We start from the raw sequence: 14,930 nt of genomic DNA, 5'->3' as shown, positions 1-14,930 counted from the left end.
AAGGCCCTGATCACCGCACCCGGCCGGGGATACCCTGCGCATATGAGTGAAGCGGGCGCCCCCACCGCCGAACACGACGCCGCACGCGCCGACCGCGTCGTCGCCGAGCTGCGCGCGGTCCTGCCCGCCCGGACGGTCGTCGCGGACCCCGACGTCGCCGCCGCGTACGCGCACGACATGGCCGCGCTGTGCGCCGCCGGGCGGCCCGCGGCCGTGGTGCTCGCCGAGGACGTCGACCAGGTGCGGGACGTCATGCGCGTCGCCACCCGGCTGCGTGTGCCCGTCGTGCCGCAGGGCGCCCGCACCGGCCTGTCCGGGGCCGCGAACGCCATAGACGGCTGCATCGTGCTGTCCCTGACCCGCATGGACCGCATCCTGGAGATCAACCCGGTCGACCGCGTGGCCGTCGTCGAACCGGGCGTCGTCAACGCCGACCTCTCCAAAGCGGCCGCCGAGTTCGGGCTCGCCTACCCGCCGGACCCGTCCAGCTGGGAGACCTGCACGATCGGCGGCAACATCGGCACCGGCGCGGGCGGGCTGTGCTGCGTCAAGTACGGCGTGACCGCCGAGTACGTGCTCGGCCTCGACGTCGTCCTGGCCGACGGCGAGCTGCTGCGCACCGGGCGGCGCACCGCAAAGGGCGTCGCCGGCTACGACCTGACCCGGCTGTTCGTGGGCGCCGAGGGCACGCTCGGCGTGGTCGTCCGCGCGACCCTCGCGCTGCGCCCGGCGCCGCTGCCCGCGCTCGTCCTGGCCGCACAGTTCGGCAGCACGGCCGCGGTCGGGCGCGCCGTCGCCTCGATCATCGAGGCGGGGCACGTGCCGTCGCTGATGGAGCTCATGGACGCCACGACGGTGCGCGCCGTCAACGACATGGCGAAGATGGGCCTGCCGGAGGAGACCGCCGCACTGCTGCTGGTCGCCCTGGACACCCCCGACCCGCGCGCCGAGCTCGCCGCGATCGGCGAACTGTGCGCCGCGGCGGGCGCGTTCGAGGTCCTGGCGGCCGAGGACTCCGAGCAGTCCGCGATGTTCCTGACCGCGCGCCGGCTCGCGCTGCCCGCGCTGGAGCGGCTCGGCACGTGCATGATCGACGACGTCGCGGTCCCGCGCTCGCGGCTGGCCGACATGCTCGACGGCGTCGCGGAGATCTCGACCGCGTACGACACGGCCGTCGGCGTCTGCGCGCACGCGGGGGACGGCAACACCCACCCGATCGTCATCTTCGACGCCGCGGACGCCGGGGCCACCGAGCGGGCCCGCGCCGCGTTCGAGGCGATCATGGCCCTCGGCCTGGAGCTCGGCGGCACCATCACCGGCGAGCACGGCGTCGGGACGCTCAAGCGCGACATGCTCGCGCGCGAGCTCGGCGACATCGGCCTGCGCACGCACCGCGCGGTGAAGGCCGCGCTGGACCCGCTGAACATCCTCAACCCCGGCAAGGTGTTCGAGCCGGGGCGGTAGGCCGCCAAGTGTGGGGGAGCGCCGACGGCCGGGCGCGGCGTACGGCAAGATTCGGGCATGTCCTCGAACGCGTCGATTCCCGTTCCCGGGTGGTATCCGGATCCGGAGTACCCCGGGTATGTCCGTTACTGGGACGGTGCCGCCTGGGTGGCGGACTCCAGTCGTCCCTCAGGGGAGTTCGAGCAGCCCTCGGCGACGCCCGGCGACCCCCGGGGGCACGCGGGCGGCACGGCCGACGCCGGCGGCGGGGACCCGTCGTTCCAGGCCCAGGGGCGGGTCATCCAGGGCGAGGTGATCGCCGCGCAGTCGGTGCCGATCGACCCGAACGCGCCCGCTCCCGGGTTCCCCGGGCAGCCGGCGGCCGAGCCGGCGTGGGACCCGCGGGTCAGCGCCGCGGCGGCCGCCGCCTCGGGCGCGCCGGCCGCGGCCAAGCCGGCGGACGCGTTCATCCCGCCGCCCCGCAACGACCTGTTCGCGACGGCGTCGCGCTCCCCGGCGCCGCTCGTGCGCCGGCTGCTCGCGCGGATCGCCGACCTGCTGGTCCCGATCGCGGTGGGTGTCGGCGTCGCCATCGTCATGGTGCCGCCCGCGATCGACCATCTGCGCGACCGCGTGCACCGCATCCGCTACGAGGGCCGCACCGAGACCGTGTGGCTGCTCGACGGCCGCACCGCGCTGGCGGGCGGGGCCGTGGTCGGCTCGGTCCTGCTGGCCATGCTGGTGTACGAGGCGCTGCCGACGTGGCGGTGGGGCCGCTCGCTCGGCAAGACGCTGTTCGGCCTGCGCGTCGTGGACATCGACAGCCACGACCTGCCCGGGTTCCGGCAGTCGCTGATGCGGTGGCTGGTGTTCAGCGTGCCGGGGCTGCTGGTGGTCGGCGTCATCGGGATGGTGCGGGCCGCGTTCGACAAGCCGTGGCGGCAGGGGTGGCACGACAAGGCGGCGCGGACGTTCGTCGCGGGGGACGGCTGACCTTCGGCGGAATGGCTGACGGCGCGTCACCCGTGGCCCGGCGCGCCATGCCCTCTTTCGGACCAATACCGATAAAAGTACTAAAGCTCACTTTTACTGTGCGGTATGAGCAGCAGCGAACCGCCTCCGCCCGACCCGTTCGGGAAGCCGCAGGAGCCGGGGCGGCAGCCGCCGTACGGCGGTGAGCAGCCGCCTTCCTACGGCCAGCCGCCACCGGGCCAGGAGCCGCCCCCGGGCGGACCGCAGCCGCCGTACGGCCAGCCGCCGCCCGGCGGTGCGCCTCCGCCCGGCGGCCAGCCTCCTTACGGCGGCGGCCCCTACGGCCAGATGCCGCCCCCGCCCGGCGACTACAGCCAGTACCAGGCCGGGCCGACCCTCGCGGGCAGCGGCAAGCGGTTCGTCGCGCGGCTGGTCGACTTCGTCGTGTTCTTCGTGATCGAAGTGGCGGTCTTCTTCGCGTTCGTCGGCAGCGACACCGACAACGTGAGCTTCGGCAAGGAGATCGGCGCGGGCACCGTGGCCCTGCTCCTGTACTTCCTGTACGAGGGCTCGATGCTCAACTACAACGGCCAGACGCTCGGCAAGATCGTGATGCACATCCGCGTCGTGCGGGTCGCCGACGGCGGCTCCATCCACGGCTCGCCCGCCTGGACCCGCGCCGCGGTGTACTCGCTGCCGCCCATCGTGCCGTGCGCGGGCATCGTGTTCTGGATCGTCGACCAGCTGTGGCACACGTGGGACCAGCCGTGGCAGCAGTGCCTGCACGACAAGGCCGCGAACACGACGGTCATCCGGATCTGACGGGGGAGGAGCCCGTGGGTCCGACCGGAAAACGACCCTCGTGGGCCCGGGAACGCGGTGTGCCGGACCGCTGGGCGGCCCGGCACACCGGTCGAAACCCAGGGCGCGACGCGCCCGGTGACACTAGCGCCGGCGGTCCGGCGGCGCAGCGTCCCGGTTGCGAAGGGTCCTGGGGCGCACCGGAGTCCGTGTCCGGCGCAGGGTAGTGAGCGTCCCGAGGACGATGCCCAGCGCGGCCGCCGCGGCGGCACCGCCCGTGGACCTCGTCCCGGAAAGCACTAGGAAGAGTGCGGTCGCGGTAATCGCAACCAACGCTCCGAACGACAGATGGGTGATGTCGAGTCGGTTCACGGCCGGCCCACCTCCCCGCCTCGGCCGGGTCCTCGTCGCCCGGGCCCTCGGGCCACGGTACTGCGCACGCACGCGAGGCGCGTCCCACGGGAGGAGTACGCGCCAACTCCGCCGGGTGGCGGCGGGAGCGGGGCGCCGCCCGTGGATCCGGCCGGGATCCGTGGTGATCGGGCGGACGGTTGTCCGCTTGCCGTAGGCGTTCCCCACCGCGGCGCAGAACGAACACGGAGGCGACATGGGCTCCTTGGGCAGAGACCCGGGACAACCCCCCGACGGCGGACGGCGCCCGCGGCGGCGCGGCCGACGGCGGACGGCGCGCGCCGTGGCCGTGGCGGCGGTCGCGGGACTCGCCTGCTGCCTGCTGGCGGTGCCGGGCCTGGAGTCCGACGACGACGTGCGCGCCACCAGCGGCCAGGACGGCGGGGACCTGCCGGGCGTCGTGCAGGGCTCGCGCGGGTACTGGGACGCACGGGCCCGCGAGGCGGCGCCCGTCCCGCAGCCGGGGCCGAGGACGCCCGCCGCGGCCGCCGGACCCGGTACCCCCGGCGACGACCTGCCGGGCCCGTTCACCGACCGCCGCAAGGCCCGGCGCGCCGCGGCGGTCAACTCCGTCATGCAGTCGTCCCAGAGCCGGGGCGCCGGACCCCACACGGCCCCGGACGTCGTCACCCTGCCGGGCGGGCCCAAGGTGGAGCTGCGGCCGCCGACGCGGGCCAAGGTGTTCGTGATCCTGGTGGAGTTCGGCGACCGCGTCGACGGCAACACCACCAACGCCTCCGACGGCTCGGACGGGTCCTCCGCGGGCCGCGGCGGCCAGGCCACCTACGGCGGCGTGCCGGGGCCGCGGCACGACACCATCCCCGCGCCCGACCGCAGCGTCGACCACAACACCGTGTGGACGCGGCACTTCGACCGCGACTACTTCCGCAACGTGTTCTTCGGGGACGGCTCGAAAGGGCCCTCGCTCGTCACCCATTACCGGGCCCAGTCGTCCGGGCGTATGGAGGTCGAGGGCAATCTCACCGACTGGGTCCGCGTGCAGTGGAACGAGGCCCGCTACGGCAGCAACTACTGCGGCGCCGTGGTGTGCACCAACGCCTGGGACCTCGTCCGCGACGCGATGAACCAGTGGTACGCCGACCGCGTCGCCGAGGGGCTGACGGACAAGCAGATCGCCGACGCCCTGGCGCCCTACGACGTATGGGACCGCGACGACCACAACCACAACGGCAAGTTCGACGAACCCGACGGGTACATCGACCACCTGGAGATCGTGAAGGCCGGTGTCGACGAGGCCGCGGGCGGCGGCGCGCAGGGCACCAACGCGCTCTGGTCACACCGCTGGTACGCGTACGGCGACCAGGCCGGCCGCGCCGGTCCGCCCGGAAACCTCGCGGGCGGCACCCGCGTCGGCAACAGCAACATGTGGGCCGGCGACTACACCCTCCAGGCCGAGAACGGCGGACTCGGCGTCATCGCCCACGAGTTCGGCCACGACCTCGGCCTGCCCGACCTCTACGACCGCAAGGACACCTCAAGTGGCTCCCCGGTCGCGTTCTGGTCCCTCATGGGTCTGTCCGGCTACCTCAGCGACGGCAAGTCGGGCCTGGGCACGGCCCCGGGCTCGCTGTCGGCGTGGGACCGGCTGCAACTGGGCTGGCTCGACTGGATGATCGCCGACCCGACCGCGACCACGTCGATAATGCTGGCCCCGTTGCAGTCGACCGGCGACCCGCAGGCGATCGTGATCCCGCTCCCGGGCCGCAAGGACTCGGCGAAGGCCCGCTGGTACGTCGTCGAGAACCGCCAGTACCTGGGCACCGACGCGTCCCTGCGCACCGGCCCCTACGACGGCCAGGCGTCGACCCCGGAATCGGGCTACTTCCCGTACGGCAGCGGCGTCCTCGTGTGGCTGTGGGACACCTCCTACGAGGACAACGACGTCGCCGACCACCCGGGCGAGGGCCTGATCCTGCCGGTCGACGCCCACTCCGAACCGCTCCTCGTGGACGACGCCGCCGCCCGGGCCCGCCTCGCGCTCTTCGACGCCCCGTTCACAGCCGCCACCGACAGGACCGACCCGATCCTCCTGAACCAGGCCGGCGGCCAGGCGCCCCTCCCGGCCCGCCCCGGCAACCCGGTCTTCGACGACCGCACCCCGTACTGGTCCCCCCGAGCCCCCCTCGCCGGCGTCAAGGTCGCCGAGGCCGGCATCCACATGACCGTCGACACCCCGGCCCGCACCGGCGACGCGGTGAGACTGACGATCGGCCCGAGCCACTGACCCGACGAGCGCGGGCCCGACGACGCGCCCGCGCCGTCGGGCCCGGACCGGGTCAGGCGGTCGGGACGACGGGGTCGCCCGTCAGAGCGACGCCTGCTGCCCGGAGTTCCTCCAGGGCGCGGGTCGTGGACTCGGCCGCGACACCCGCGGTCAGGTCGAGCAGCACGCGGGTCGCGAAGCCCTCCCGGGCCGCGTCCAAGGCGGTGGCGCGGACGCAGTGATCCGTGGCGATGCCCACGACGTCGACGTCCGTCACGCCGCGGGCGCGGAGCCACGTCGTGAGCCCCGTGCCGTCGTCGGTCGCCCCCTCGAAGCCGCTGTAAGCGGCCGCGTGGGCGCCCTTGGAGAACACGGCCTCGATGTGGCCGTCCTCGACCGCCGGGGCGAACTCCGGGTGGAACTCGGCGCCTTCGGTGCCCGCCACGCAGTGCGGCGGCCAGGTGTCCACGTAGTCAGGCGCCGCGGAGAAGTGCGAACCCGGGTCGAGGTGGTGGTCGCGCGTCGCGACGATGTGGGCGTACGCCGGCGCGTCGGGCCGCTGGTGGACCGGGTCCGGCGGCTGCTCGGCCGCGTTCCCCGCAACGTGCGCGCGGATCGCCGCGGCGACGGCCGCGCCTCCTTCGACCGCCAGGCTGCCGCCCTCGCAGAAGTCGTTCTGCACGTCGACGACGATCAGTGCTCGGGTCATGCCGTCCACTCCTCGTTCCGTCACTCGTAGATGGTCGGGATCACCGCGTCGCCGCGGGACAACTGGGTAGCGGACAGCGGAAGTTCCGCACGCACCCGCTCGTGCCGGTCGCGGGCCTCGTCGAGCGGCTCGCGGCCCACGACCTCGCCGCCGACGACCAACGGCACGAGCAGTTCCCGCAGTTCGGGACCGATCGGCCCGGTCGCGCCGGTCCGCAGCACCTCGGCCTCCGCCACACCGTCCGCGTCGTAGGACCGCAGCGCGGTCTTGCGGCCGCCGTGGCTCGGCTTGCCGGGGGACTTCTTCGCGACGGAGACCAGCGGCGCGTCGGGGTCGTCGCCGACCGCGCGGGCGACCAGCTTGTAGACGAGGGACGCCGTCGGGTGGCCGCTGCCCGTCACGAGCTGCGTGCCCACGCCGTACGCGTCCACCGGCGCCGCCCGCAGTGCCGCGATCGCGTACTCGTCGAGGTCGCTGGTGACCACGATGCGCGTCCGGTCGGCGCCGAGCTCGTCGAGCTGCCGCCGGACCCGGTGGGCGAGCAGCAACAGGTCGCCGGAGTCCAGCCGCACCGCGCCCAGTTCGGGGCCGGCGAGCTCGACCGCGGTGCGCACCGCCTCGGCGACGTCGTACGTGTCGACCAGCAGCGTCGTGTCCTTGCCGAGCGCGGCGATCTGCGCGCCGAACGCGTCGCGCTCGTTGTCGTGCAGCAGCGTGAACGCGTGCGCGCTGGTGCCCAGCGTCGGGATGCCGAACGCCTGCCCCGCGCGAAGGTTGGACGTGCTCGCGAAGCCCGCGATGTACGCGGCGCGCGCCGCGGCGACGGCGGACTGCTCGTGGGTGCGCCGGGACCCCATCTCCACGCACGGCCGCCCGGCCGCCGCGGACGTCATACGGGAGGCCGCCGCGGCGACGGCGCAGTCGTGGTTGAGCACGGAGAGGATCAGCGTCTCCAGCAGCACGGCCTCGGCGAAGGTGCCCTCGACGACCAGGATCGGCGAGCCGGGGAACCAGCACTCGCCCTCGGCGTAGCCGTGGATGTCGCCGCGGAACCGGTAGTCGGCGAGGAAGGCGAGGGTCTCGGGCCCGACGACGCGGCGCTCGGCCAGGAAGGCCAGCGTCTCGTCGTCGAACCGGAACGCCTCGATCGCGTCGAGGAGGCGGCCGGTGCCGGCGACGACGCCGTAGCGGCGGCCCTCGGGCAGCCGGCGCGCGAAGACCTCGAACACCGAGCGGCGGTGTGCCGCGCCGCTGCGCAGCGCGGCCTCGACCATGGTGAGTTCGTAGTGGTCGGTCAGCAGCGCGGTGGTCCCCAGAGCGTTCATACCGCGAGGATAGCACCACTACTCGTCAGAGTGACGATTAATCCGGGGGGTGTTTCACGGCACACTCGCGGGGCCTGAGGGGCGGGCGCGAAGCGCCCTCGAATATGGGCGGTGGGGGGAGACGGGTGGGCAGGTTCGCCGCACATCCCGGCTGATGGGAGCATGGGGGTCATGAGCGTCGCGCCCATCGAGGTCGAGAAGCCTGAGTCGGACGAGGTCCTCCTGCCCGACACGCCATGGGTCTGCATCGTCTGGAACGATCCGATCAACCTCATGTCCTATGTGACGTATGTGTTCCAGAGCTACTTCGGTTACCCGAAGAAAAAGGCCGAGAAGCTGATGCTCGACGTCCACAACAAGGGGCGCGCGGTGGTCTCCAACGGCACCCGCGAGGAGATGGAACGCGACGTCTCGGCGATGCACGGCTACGGCCTGTGGGCCACCGTGCAGCACGACAAGTGACGGGAGCCCGGTGAACGGCCACTTCGTACGCGGACGCAAGTCGGGCCGCCCCGAGATCGTCCTCGACGAACTGCACGGCGAACTGCTCGCGGACCTGTGCCGCCAGGTCATCGACCTGGTCGCGCCCGAGCCCGCGGCGGACGCCGCGAGCGACGACCCGCTCGCCCGCGAACTCGGCCTCGACGGCCTCGACTGGGGCGGCCTCGACGCGCCGGACACCCCGCCGCCGGCCACGCCGGACGACCCGGTGCTGGCCCGTCTGCTGCCGGACGCCTACCAGGACGACCCGGGCGCCGCCGCCGAGTTCCGCCGCTTCACGGAGAACGACCTGCGCCAGCGCAAGTGCGCCAACGCGCGCACCGTGCGCACCGACATCGCCGCGGCCGGCGCCGAGGGCCACATCGTGCTCGACGAGCAGCACTCCCAGGCGTGGCTCGGCGCGATCAACGACCTGCGGCTCGCGCTCGGCACCAACCTGGGCGTCACCGAGGACCTGGACGAGTACGCCCGCGGTCTGCACGAGGACGACCCGCGCCTCGCGGTGCTCGCCGTCTACCACTGGCTCGGCATGCTCCAGGAGACCCTCGTCGAGTCGCTGACGCCCTGACGGGCCGCCGGCGCCGTCCCCGCGGGCGCAGGCCGCCGGGGACGGGCGGCGCCGCGCGGGCGCGCCGTGCCGCCCTGGTGTGCCGCGGCCGCCGGGGCGCGCATACCCTTCGGGCATGCTGAGGATCACCACCGAACTGCGCGACGCGATCGTCGCGCACGCCCGCGCGGACCACCCCGACGAGGCCTGCGGCGTCGTCGCGGGCCACGAGGGCAGCGACCGGCCCGAGCGGTTCATCCCGATGCTGAACGCGGCGCGCTCGCCCACGTTCTACGAGTTCGACTCGGGCGACCTGCTGGCGCTCTACCGCGAGATGGACGACCGCGACGAGGAGCCGGTGGTCATCTACCATTCGCACACCGCGACCGAGGCGTACCCGTCGCGCACCGACGTCTCCTACGCGTCCGAGCCGAACGCCCACTACGTCCTGGTGTCGACCCGCGAGACGGGGAACGAGCCGGGGCCGTTCGAGTTCCGTTCGTACCGGATCGTCGACGGCGTCATCACGGAAGAGGACGTCGAGGTCGTCGAGTCGTACTGATTCGCGGCCGTACGAGGCCTTTCTCCCTTCGCCCCGTCTCGGCATTCGGAACTCATGGTTCCAGCATGCGAGAGGGGAGCGATTCGCCCGCCCCGGAATGGCTAGCATGACGATATGCGTTACGCAGGCATGGACATGACGAGCGAGGGCCCGGGCACCGCACCCGGCGCGCTCCTTGTCGCGCGCCTGCACGTCGATCTCTGCCGGCTGTCCAGCGCGCTCTGTCGCGCCGTCCCCCTGGGCTGAGCGCCCCGCCGGACCCGCCGCCGCACCGGAGCGGCGCGGGCCCGTGCCGCGCCCGAGCCGGCCCGACCCCGTCGCGACCCCTGGCCCCGGCCCGGAGCGACCCCTGCCTGCAGTCACGTAACCCGCATTCTTGGAGCGCCCCATGGCCATCGAGGTCCGCATCCCGACCATCCTGCGCGAGTACACCGGCGGCGCGAAGGCCGTCGAGGGCAACGGGAAGACGATCGACGAGCTGATCGTCGACCTGGAGTCCCGGCACGCCGGGATCCGCAACCGCCTGGTGGAGGAGAACGGCGAGCTGCGCCGTTTCGTCAACGTCTACCTCAACGACGAGGACGTCCGCTTCATCGACGGCATCGCCTCGGCGCTCGACGACGGCGACTCCGTCACGATCCTCCCGGCCGTGGCCGGCGGCGCCTGACATGCGCTACGAGTCGCTGATCGACGCGGTGGGCCGCACCCCGCTGGTGGGCCTGCCGCGGCTGTCTCCGTCGCCCGAGGTACGGGTGTGGGCGAAGCTGGAGGACCGCAACCCGACCGGCTCGGTCAAGGACCGTCCCGCGCTGCACATGATCGAGGCCGCCGAGCGCGACGGCCTGCTCACGCCCGGCTGCACGATCCTGGAGCCGACCAGCGGCAACACCGGCATCTCGCTCGCGATGGCGGCCCGGCTCAAGGGCTACAAGATCGTCTGCGTCATGCCGGAGAACACCTCCGAGGAGCGCCGCGAGCTGCTGCGCATGTGGGGCGCCGAGATCATCTCGTCGCCCGCCGCGGGCGGCTCCAACACCGCGGTGCGCGTCGCCAAGGAGCTGTCCGAGCAGCACCCGGACTGGGTGATGCTCTACCAGTACGGCAACCCGGCCAACCCCGAGGCGCACTACGCGACGACCGGCCCCGAGCTGCTCGAGGACCTGCCGACGATCACGCACTTCGTGGCGGGCCTCGGCACCACCGGCACCCTCATGGGCGTCGGGCGCTACCTGCGCGAGAAGGTCCCGGGCGTGCAGATCGTCGCCGCCGAGCCGCGCTACGACGACGTCGTGTACGGCCTGCGCAACCTGGACGAGGGCTTCATCCCCGAGCTGTACGACGCCGACGTGCTGACCACGCGCTACTCGGTCGGCTCCGCGGACGCCGTCCGCCGCACCCGTGAACTCCTCCAGCTGGAGGGCATCTTCGCGGGCGTGTCGACCGGCGCCGCCCTGCACGCCGCGCTGGGCGTCGCGCGCAAGGCGGTCAAGGCCGGCGAGCGCGCCGACATCGCGTTCGTCATCGCCGACGGCGGCTGGAAGTACCTGTCGACCGGCATCTACACCGCCGAGTCGACCGAGGCCGCGGTCGAGGCGCTGCACGGCCAGCTCTGGGCCTAACCGCACCGTACCGGCCGGCCCGCGCGGGTCGGCCGGGTCGTGGCGCGGCGGTCTTCGGCGGGATCCTCCGCCGGAGGCCGCTTCCGCGTGCCCAGGCCGTGTTTCCCGGGTGATTCCCGACACAGCGGGGGTGAGCCCTCCGGGCTGGGCGGGAGCCGGAACGTACCCTCCTGTATGTGGCAGACCTCGGCGACGCGCCCATCGGCATCTTCGACAGCTCCTTCGGGGGGCTGACCGTGGCGCGCGCCGTGCTCGACCAGCTGCCGCACGAGCCGGTCCTGTACCTCGGCGACACCGCGCGGCAGCCGTACGGGCCGCGCCCCATCGCCGAGGTCCGCGCGTACGCCCTCGAGTGCCTCGACCGGCTCGTCGACCAGGGCGTGAAGGCGCTGGTCATCGCCTGCAACAGCGCCAGCTCCGCGATGCTGCGCGACGCCCGCGAGCGGTACTCGGTGCCGCTCGTCGAGGTCGTGCACCCGGCCACCCGCCGCGCCGCCGCGGCGACCCGCAACGGCCGGGTCGGCGTCATCAGCACGGCCGCGACCAAGCAGTCCATGGCGTACAACGACGCGTTCGCCGCGGCCCCGCACATCGAGGTGTTCTCGCAGGCCTGCCCGCGCTTCGTCGAGTTCGTCGAGGCCGGCGTCACCGGCGGCGACGAACTCCTCAAGGCCGCCCACGAGTACCTCGACCCGCTCATCACCGCCGAGGTGGACACGCTCATCCTCGGCTGCACGCACTACCCGCTGCTGACCGCTGTCATCAGCTACGTCATGGGCGAGCGCGTCACGCTGATCACCAGCAGCGAGGAGACCGCCAAGGACGTCTACCGGGTCCTCGCCGCGAACCGGCTGATGCGCGACTCCACCCGGCCCGAGCCCGAGCACCGCTTCCTCACCACCGGCGACCCCGCGCAGTTCCGGGACATCGGCCGGCGCTTCCTCGGACCCGAACTCACCCACGTCGACGCCCTGGGGGCCGCCGTATGAAGCTCACCGTCGTCGGCTGCTCCGGCAGTTACCCCGGCCCGCAGGCGCCCTGCTCGTGCTACCTCGTCGAGGCGGACGGCGTCCGGATCCTGCTCGACCTCGGCAGCGGCGCGCTCGGCGCGCTCCAGCACCACACCGACCTCGGCGCCGTCGACGCGGTGGTGCTGTCGCACCTGCACGCCGACCACTGCCTCGACCTGTGCGGGTACTTCGTCTACCGCAACTACCACCCCGAGGGCCGGCTGCCGCTGCTGCCGGTCTACGGGCCGCAGGGCACCGCGGACCGGCTGGCCCGCGCGTACGACATACCGGGTGAACCGGGTCTGACGGAGGCGTTCGACTTCCGCACCGTGACGCCCGGGGTGTTCGAGGTCGGGCCGTTCCGGATCACCGCCGGGCACGTCAACCACCCGGTGGAGTCGTTCGCGTTCCGCATCGAGGCCGACGGCCGGACGCTCACCTACTCCGGCGACACCGCGGACAGCGACACACTGGTCGACCTCGCGCGCGACAGCGACCTGCTGCTGTGCGAGGCGTCGTTCGTCGACGGCCGCGACACCTACCCGGACGTGCACCTCAACGGCCGCGAGGCCGGCGAACACGCCGACCGGGCCGGGACCCGCCGCCTGGTGCTCACCCACATCCCGCCGTGGACCGACGGGGAGCGCAACCTCGCGGACGCGCGCAAGGCGTACGCCGGGCCCGCGGAACTCGCCCGCTCGGGCGCCGTCTACGAGCTCTGAGCCCGCCCCACGCGCGCGTCGGCGGGGCCGGGAGCGGGACGGCGAACGCATAGGGTGGTGGCCATGTCACGAGCAGACGGCCGCACCCCCGAACAGCTTCGCCCGATCGCCTTCCACCGCGGATGGCTCGACCACGCCGAGGGCTCCGTCCTCGTCGAGTTCGGCCGCACCCGCGTGCTCGTCGCGGCGAGCGTCACCGAAGGCGTCCCGCGCTGGCGCAAGGGCAGCGGGCTCGGCTGGGTCACCGCCGAGTACTCGATGCTGCCGCGCGCTACGCACACCCGCGGCGACCGCGAGTCCGTCAAGGGCCGCATCGGCGGGCGCACGCACGAGATCTCCCGGCTCATCGGGCGCTCGCTGCGCGCCGTCATCGACTACAAGGCGCTCGGCGAGACGACCATCCAGCTCGACTGCGACGTGCTCCAGGCGGACGGCGGCACGCGCACCGCGGCGATCACCGGCGCGTACGTCGCCCTCGCCGACGCGGTCGCGTGGGCCCGCGCGCACAAGCTGGTGAAGGCCACCGCGCAGCCGCTCACCGGGTCGGTCGCGGCGGTCAGCGTCGGCATCATCGACGGCGTCCCGATGCTCGACCTGCCCTACGAGGAGGACGTCCGCGCCGAGACCGACATGAACATCGTCTGCACCGGCGACGGCCGCTTCGTCGAGGTCCAGGGCACCGCCGAGGGCGAGCCGTTCGACCGCGACCTGCTCAACCAGCTGATCGACCTCGGCGCCGCCGGCTGCGCGGAACTGACGCTGCTTCAGCAGATCGCGCTGGAAGAGTCCCGGTAGCCCTCGGAGGGCGGCGCGGGTAACGCGTGGGACGCGTTCGTCACGAGACGGCAACCGACCAGCGGTGAAACGACGACCGACCCCGGCAACGGCCGCCGGGCTCCGCTACCTTCTGATCACCGGTCAGCGATCGGAAGCACTCGTCCCCCTCTTGAGGAGCATCATGTTCCGTGCCCACCGCGCCGTGCGTACGAGCGTCGCCGCCGTCGCCCTCGCCGCCGCCCTGTTCACGGCGACGGCCTGCTCCGAGGCGCAGAAGGCGATCGACTGCGCCAAGCTCGGCGTGCAGTTGACCAACGACGTGTCGACGCTGCAGAACGTCATCAACGACCCCGCGGCCGCCACCCAGGCGCTCGACAGCATGAGCAAGACGCTCACCAAGGCGGCCGGGAACATCGACTCCCAGGAAGTCAAGGACGCGATCGCCAAGATGAGCACCGAGGTCGCCGACCTCAGCAAGCAGATCGCGAACAACGAGACGCCGTCCGTCGACGCCATCGGCCTGCTGCGCACCAGCGCCACCGCGATCGGCAGCGCCTGCACCTCCTGACCCCGCGCGAACGCCTGGGGCCCGCCCGCCGGGGCAGGCCCTAGGCTGGCCGGTATGAGCCGTCTCGTACTCGCCACCCGCAACGCGCACAAGGTCACCGAGCTCCAGCAGATCCTCAAGGGAGCCGGGCTCGACGTCGAACTCGTCGGCGTCGACGTTTTCCCGGATGTACCCGACGTACCGGAGACCGGTCTCACGTTCGCCGCCAACGCGCTGCTGAAGGCGCACGCCGTGGCGAAGGCGACCGGTCTTCCGGCCGTCGCGGACGACTCCGGCCTGTGCGTCGAGGCGCTCAACGGCATGCCGGGCATCTTCTCCGCGCGCTGGGCGGGCCGGCACGGTGACGACCGCGCGAACCTCGAACTCCTGCTCGCGCAGCTGTCCGACATCGCGGTCGAGCACCGCGCCGCGTACTTCGCGTGCGCGGCCGCGCTGGCCCTCCCCGACGGCACCGAACGCGTGGTCGAGGGCCGCCTCAACGGCATCCTCACCTTCGCCCCGCGCGGCACCGGCGGCTTCGGCTACGACCCGGTCCTCCAGGTCGACGGCGACAGCCGCACCACCGCCGAGCTCACCCCCGACGAGAAGAACGCGATCAGCCACCGCGGCCGCGCGTTCCGGGCGCTCGTGCCGATCGTCGAGGAGCTCGCCACCGGCCGGTGAGGCCCGCCTGCCGCAGGAATCCCCCGCGGCACCCGGCCCACGCGCCGGTTGTCACCGATCGGTAAGCCCGCGAACA

At 73.1% G+C, this 14,930-nt stretch carries 17 protein-coding genes; 15 read left to right on the top strand and 2 right to left on the bottom strand.

Annotated elements, in window-relative coordinates; all coding sequences use genetic code 11:
• Positions 1 to 42: 42 nt before the first annotated feature.
• The 4 genes from QI554_RS35190 (at position 43) to QI554_RS35175 (ending at position 5,872) form a co-directional block, all read left to right on the top strand.
• On the top strand, positions 43 to 1,464 hold the full coding sequence (locus tag QI554_RS35190) for an FAD-binding oxidoreductase (protein ID WP_281476124.1): 1,422 nt from the start codon (positions 43 to 45) through the stop codon (positions 1,462 to 1,464).
• A 57-nt stretch (positions 1,465 to 1,521) separates the two neighbouring features.
• The gene (locus QI554_RS35185; protein ID WP_281476122.1) at positions 1,522 to 2,436 is read left to right on the top strand and encodes an RDD family protein; all 915 of its coding nucleotides are present in this window, start codon (positions 1,522 to 1,524) and stop codon (positions 2,434 to 2,436) included.
• A 105-nt stretch (positions 2,437 to 2,541) separates the two neighbouring features.
• Positions 2,542 to 3,237 carry an RDD family protein gene (locus QI554_RS35180; RefSeq protein WP_281476120.1) on the top strand — a complete coding sequence of 232 codons (696 nt, stop codon included), beginning with the start codon at positions 2,542 to 2,544 and terminating at the stop codon, positions 3,235 to 3,237.
• A 673-nt stretch (positions 3,238 to 3,910) separates the two neighbouring features.
• Positions 3,911 to 5,872 carry an immune inhibitor A domain-containing protein gene (locus QI554_RS35175; protein ID WP_281476118.1) on the top strand — a complete coding sequence of 654 codons (1,962 nt, stop codon included), beginning with the start codon at positions 3,911 to 3,913 and terminating at the stop codon, positions 5,870 to 5,872.
• A gap of 52 nt (positions 5,873 to 5,924) precedes the next feature.
• Here QI554_RS35175 and QI554_RS35170 read toward each other — a convergent pair whose 3' ends face one another.
• The gene (locus tag QI554_RS35170; RefSeq protein WP_281476116.1) at positions 5,925 to 6,560 is read right to left on the bottom strand and encodes an isochorismatase family protein; all 636 of its coding nucleotides are present in this window, start codon (positions 6,558 to 6,560) and stop codon (positions 5,925 to 5,927) included.
• A gap of 20 nt (positions 6,561 to 6,580) precedes the next feature.
• Entirely contained in the window at positions 6,581 to 7,885 is a 1,305-nt protein-coding gene (locus QI554_RS35165) for a nicotinate phosphoribosyltransferase (RefSeq protein WP_281476114.1), read from the bottom strand.
• Positions 7,886 to 8,056: 171 nt separating this feature from the next.
• Between QI554_RS35165 and clpS the strand changes: the two genes are divergently transcribed.
• From clpS to rdgB, 11 genes are all read left to right on the top strand, one after another.
• A complete protein-coding gene (clpS, locus tag QI554_RS35160; RefSeq protein WP_425528112.1) occupies positions 8,057 to 8,347 on the top strand; it encodes an ATP-dependent Clp protease adapter ClpS in 291 nt (96 codons plus the stop codon).
• Between the two features lie 10 nt (positions 8,348 to 8,357).
• Positions 8,358 to 8,954, top strand: a complete 597-nt coding sequence (locus tag QI554_RS35155) for a DUF2017 domain-containing protein (protein WP_281476110.1) — start codon at positions 8,358 to 8,360, stop codon at positions 8,952 to 8,954.
• A gap of 115 nt (positions 8,955 to 9,069) precedes the next feature.
• A complete protein-coding gene (locus QI554_RS35150) occupies positions 9,070 to 9,495 on the top strand; it encodes a M67 family metallopeptidase (RefSeq protein ID WP_281476108.1) in 426 nt (141 codons plus the stop codon).
• Positions 9,496 to 9,630: 135 nt separating this feature from the next.
• On the top strand, positions 9,631 to 9,741 hold the full coding sequence (locus tag QI554_RS35145) for a putative leader peptide (protein WP_343230845.1): 111 nt from the start codon (positions 9,631 to 9,633) through the stop codon (positions 9,739 to 9,741).
• Positions 9,742 to 9,883: 142 nt separating this feature from the next.
• On the top strand, positions 9,884 to 10,162 hold the full coding sequence (locus QI554_RS35140; RefSeq protein WP_281476106.1) for a MoaD family protein: 279 nt from the start codon (positions 9,884 to 9,886) through the stop codon (positions 10,160 to 10,162).
• A 1-nt stretch (position 10,163) separates the two neighbouring features.
• Entirely contained in the window at positions 10,164 to 11,114 is a 951-nt protein-coding gene (locus QI554_RS35135) for a PLP-dependent cysteine synthase family protein (protein WP_281476105.1), read from the top strand.
• A 176-nt stretch (positions 11,115 to 11,290) separates the two neighbouring features.
• Entirely contained in the window at positions 11,291 to 12,103 is an 813-nt protein-coding gene (murI, locus tag QI554_RS35130; RefSeq protein WP_281476103.1) for a glutamate racemase, read from the top strand.
• On the top strand, positions 12,100 to 12,846 hold the full coding sequence (locus tag QI554_RS35125; RefSeq protein ID WP_281476102.1) for an MBL fold metallo-hydrolase: 747 nt from the start codon (positions 12,100 to 12,102) through the stop codon (positions 12,844 to 12,846). Before murI ends, QI554_RS35125 begins: the two co-directional genes overlap by 4 nt.
• 63 nt (positions 12,847 to 12,909) lie before the next feature.
• Positions 12,910 to 13,641 carry a ribonuclease PH gene (gene rph, locus QI554_RS35120; protein ID WP_281476101.1) on the top strand — a complete coding sequence of 244 codons (732 nt, stop codon included), beginning with the start codon at positions 12,910 to 12,912 and terminating at the stop codon, positions 13,639 to 13,641.
• 163 nt (positions 13,642 to 13,804) lie between these two features.
• Positions 13,805 to 14,191: a hypothetical protein gene (locus QI554_RS35115; protein WP_281476099.1), complete on the top strand. Its 387-nt coding sequence runs from the start codon at positions 13,805 to 13,807 to the stop codon at positions 14,189 to 14,191.
• Positions 14,192 to 14,245: 54 nt separating this feature from the next.
• Positions 14,246 to 14,854 carry an RdgB/HAM1 family non-canonical purine NTP pyrophosphatase gene (gene rdgB / locus QI554_RS35110; protein WP_281476097.1) on the top strand — a complete coding sequence of 203 codons (609 nt, stop codon included), beginning with the start codon at positions 14,246 to 14,248 and terminating at the stop codon, positions 14,852 to 14,854.
• Positions 14,855 to 14,930 lie beyond the last annotated feature (76 nt).

Origin of the sequence: Yinghuangia seranimata, from assembly GCF_029953285.1 — a bacterium.
Lineage (GTDB): Bacteria > Actinomycetota > Actinomycetes > Streptomycetales > Streptomycetaceae > Yinghuangia > Yinghuangia seranimata.
Note: the sequence above shows the minus strand (reverse complement) of the source record. Positions and strands in the feature narration are given on the sequence as shown.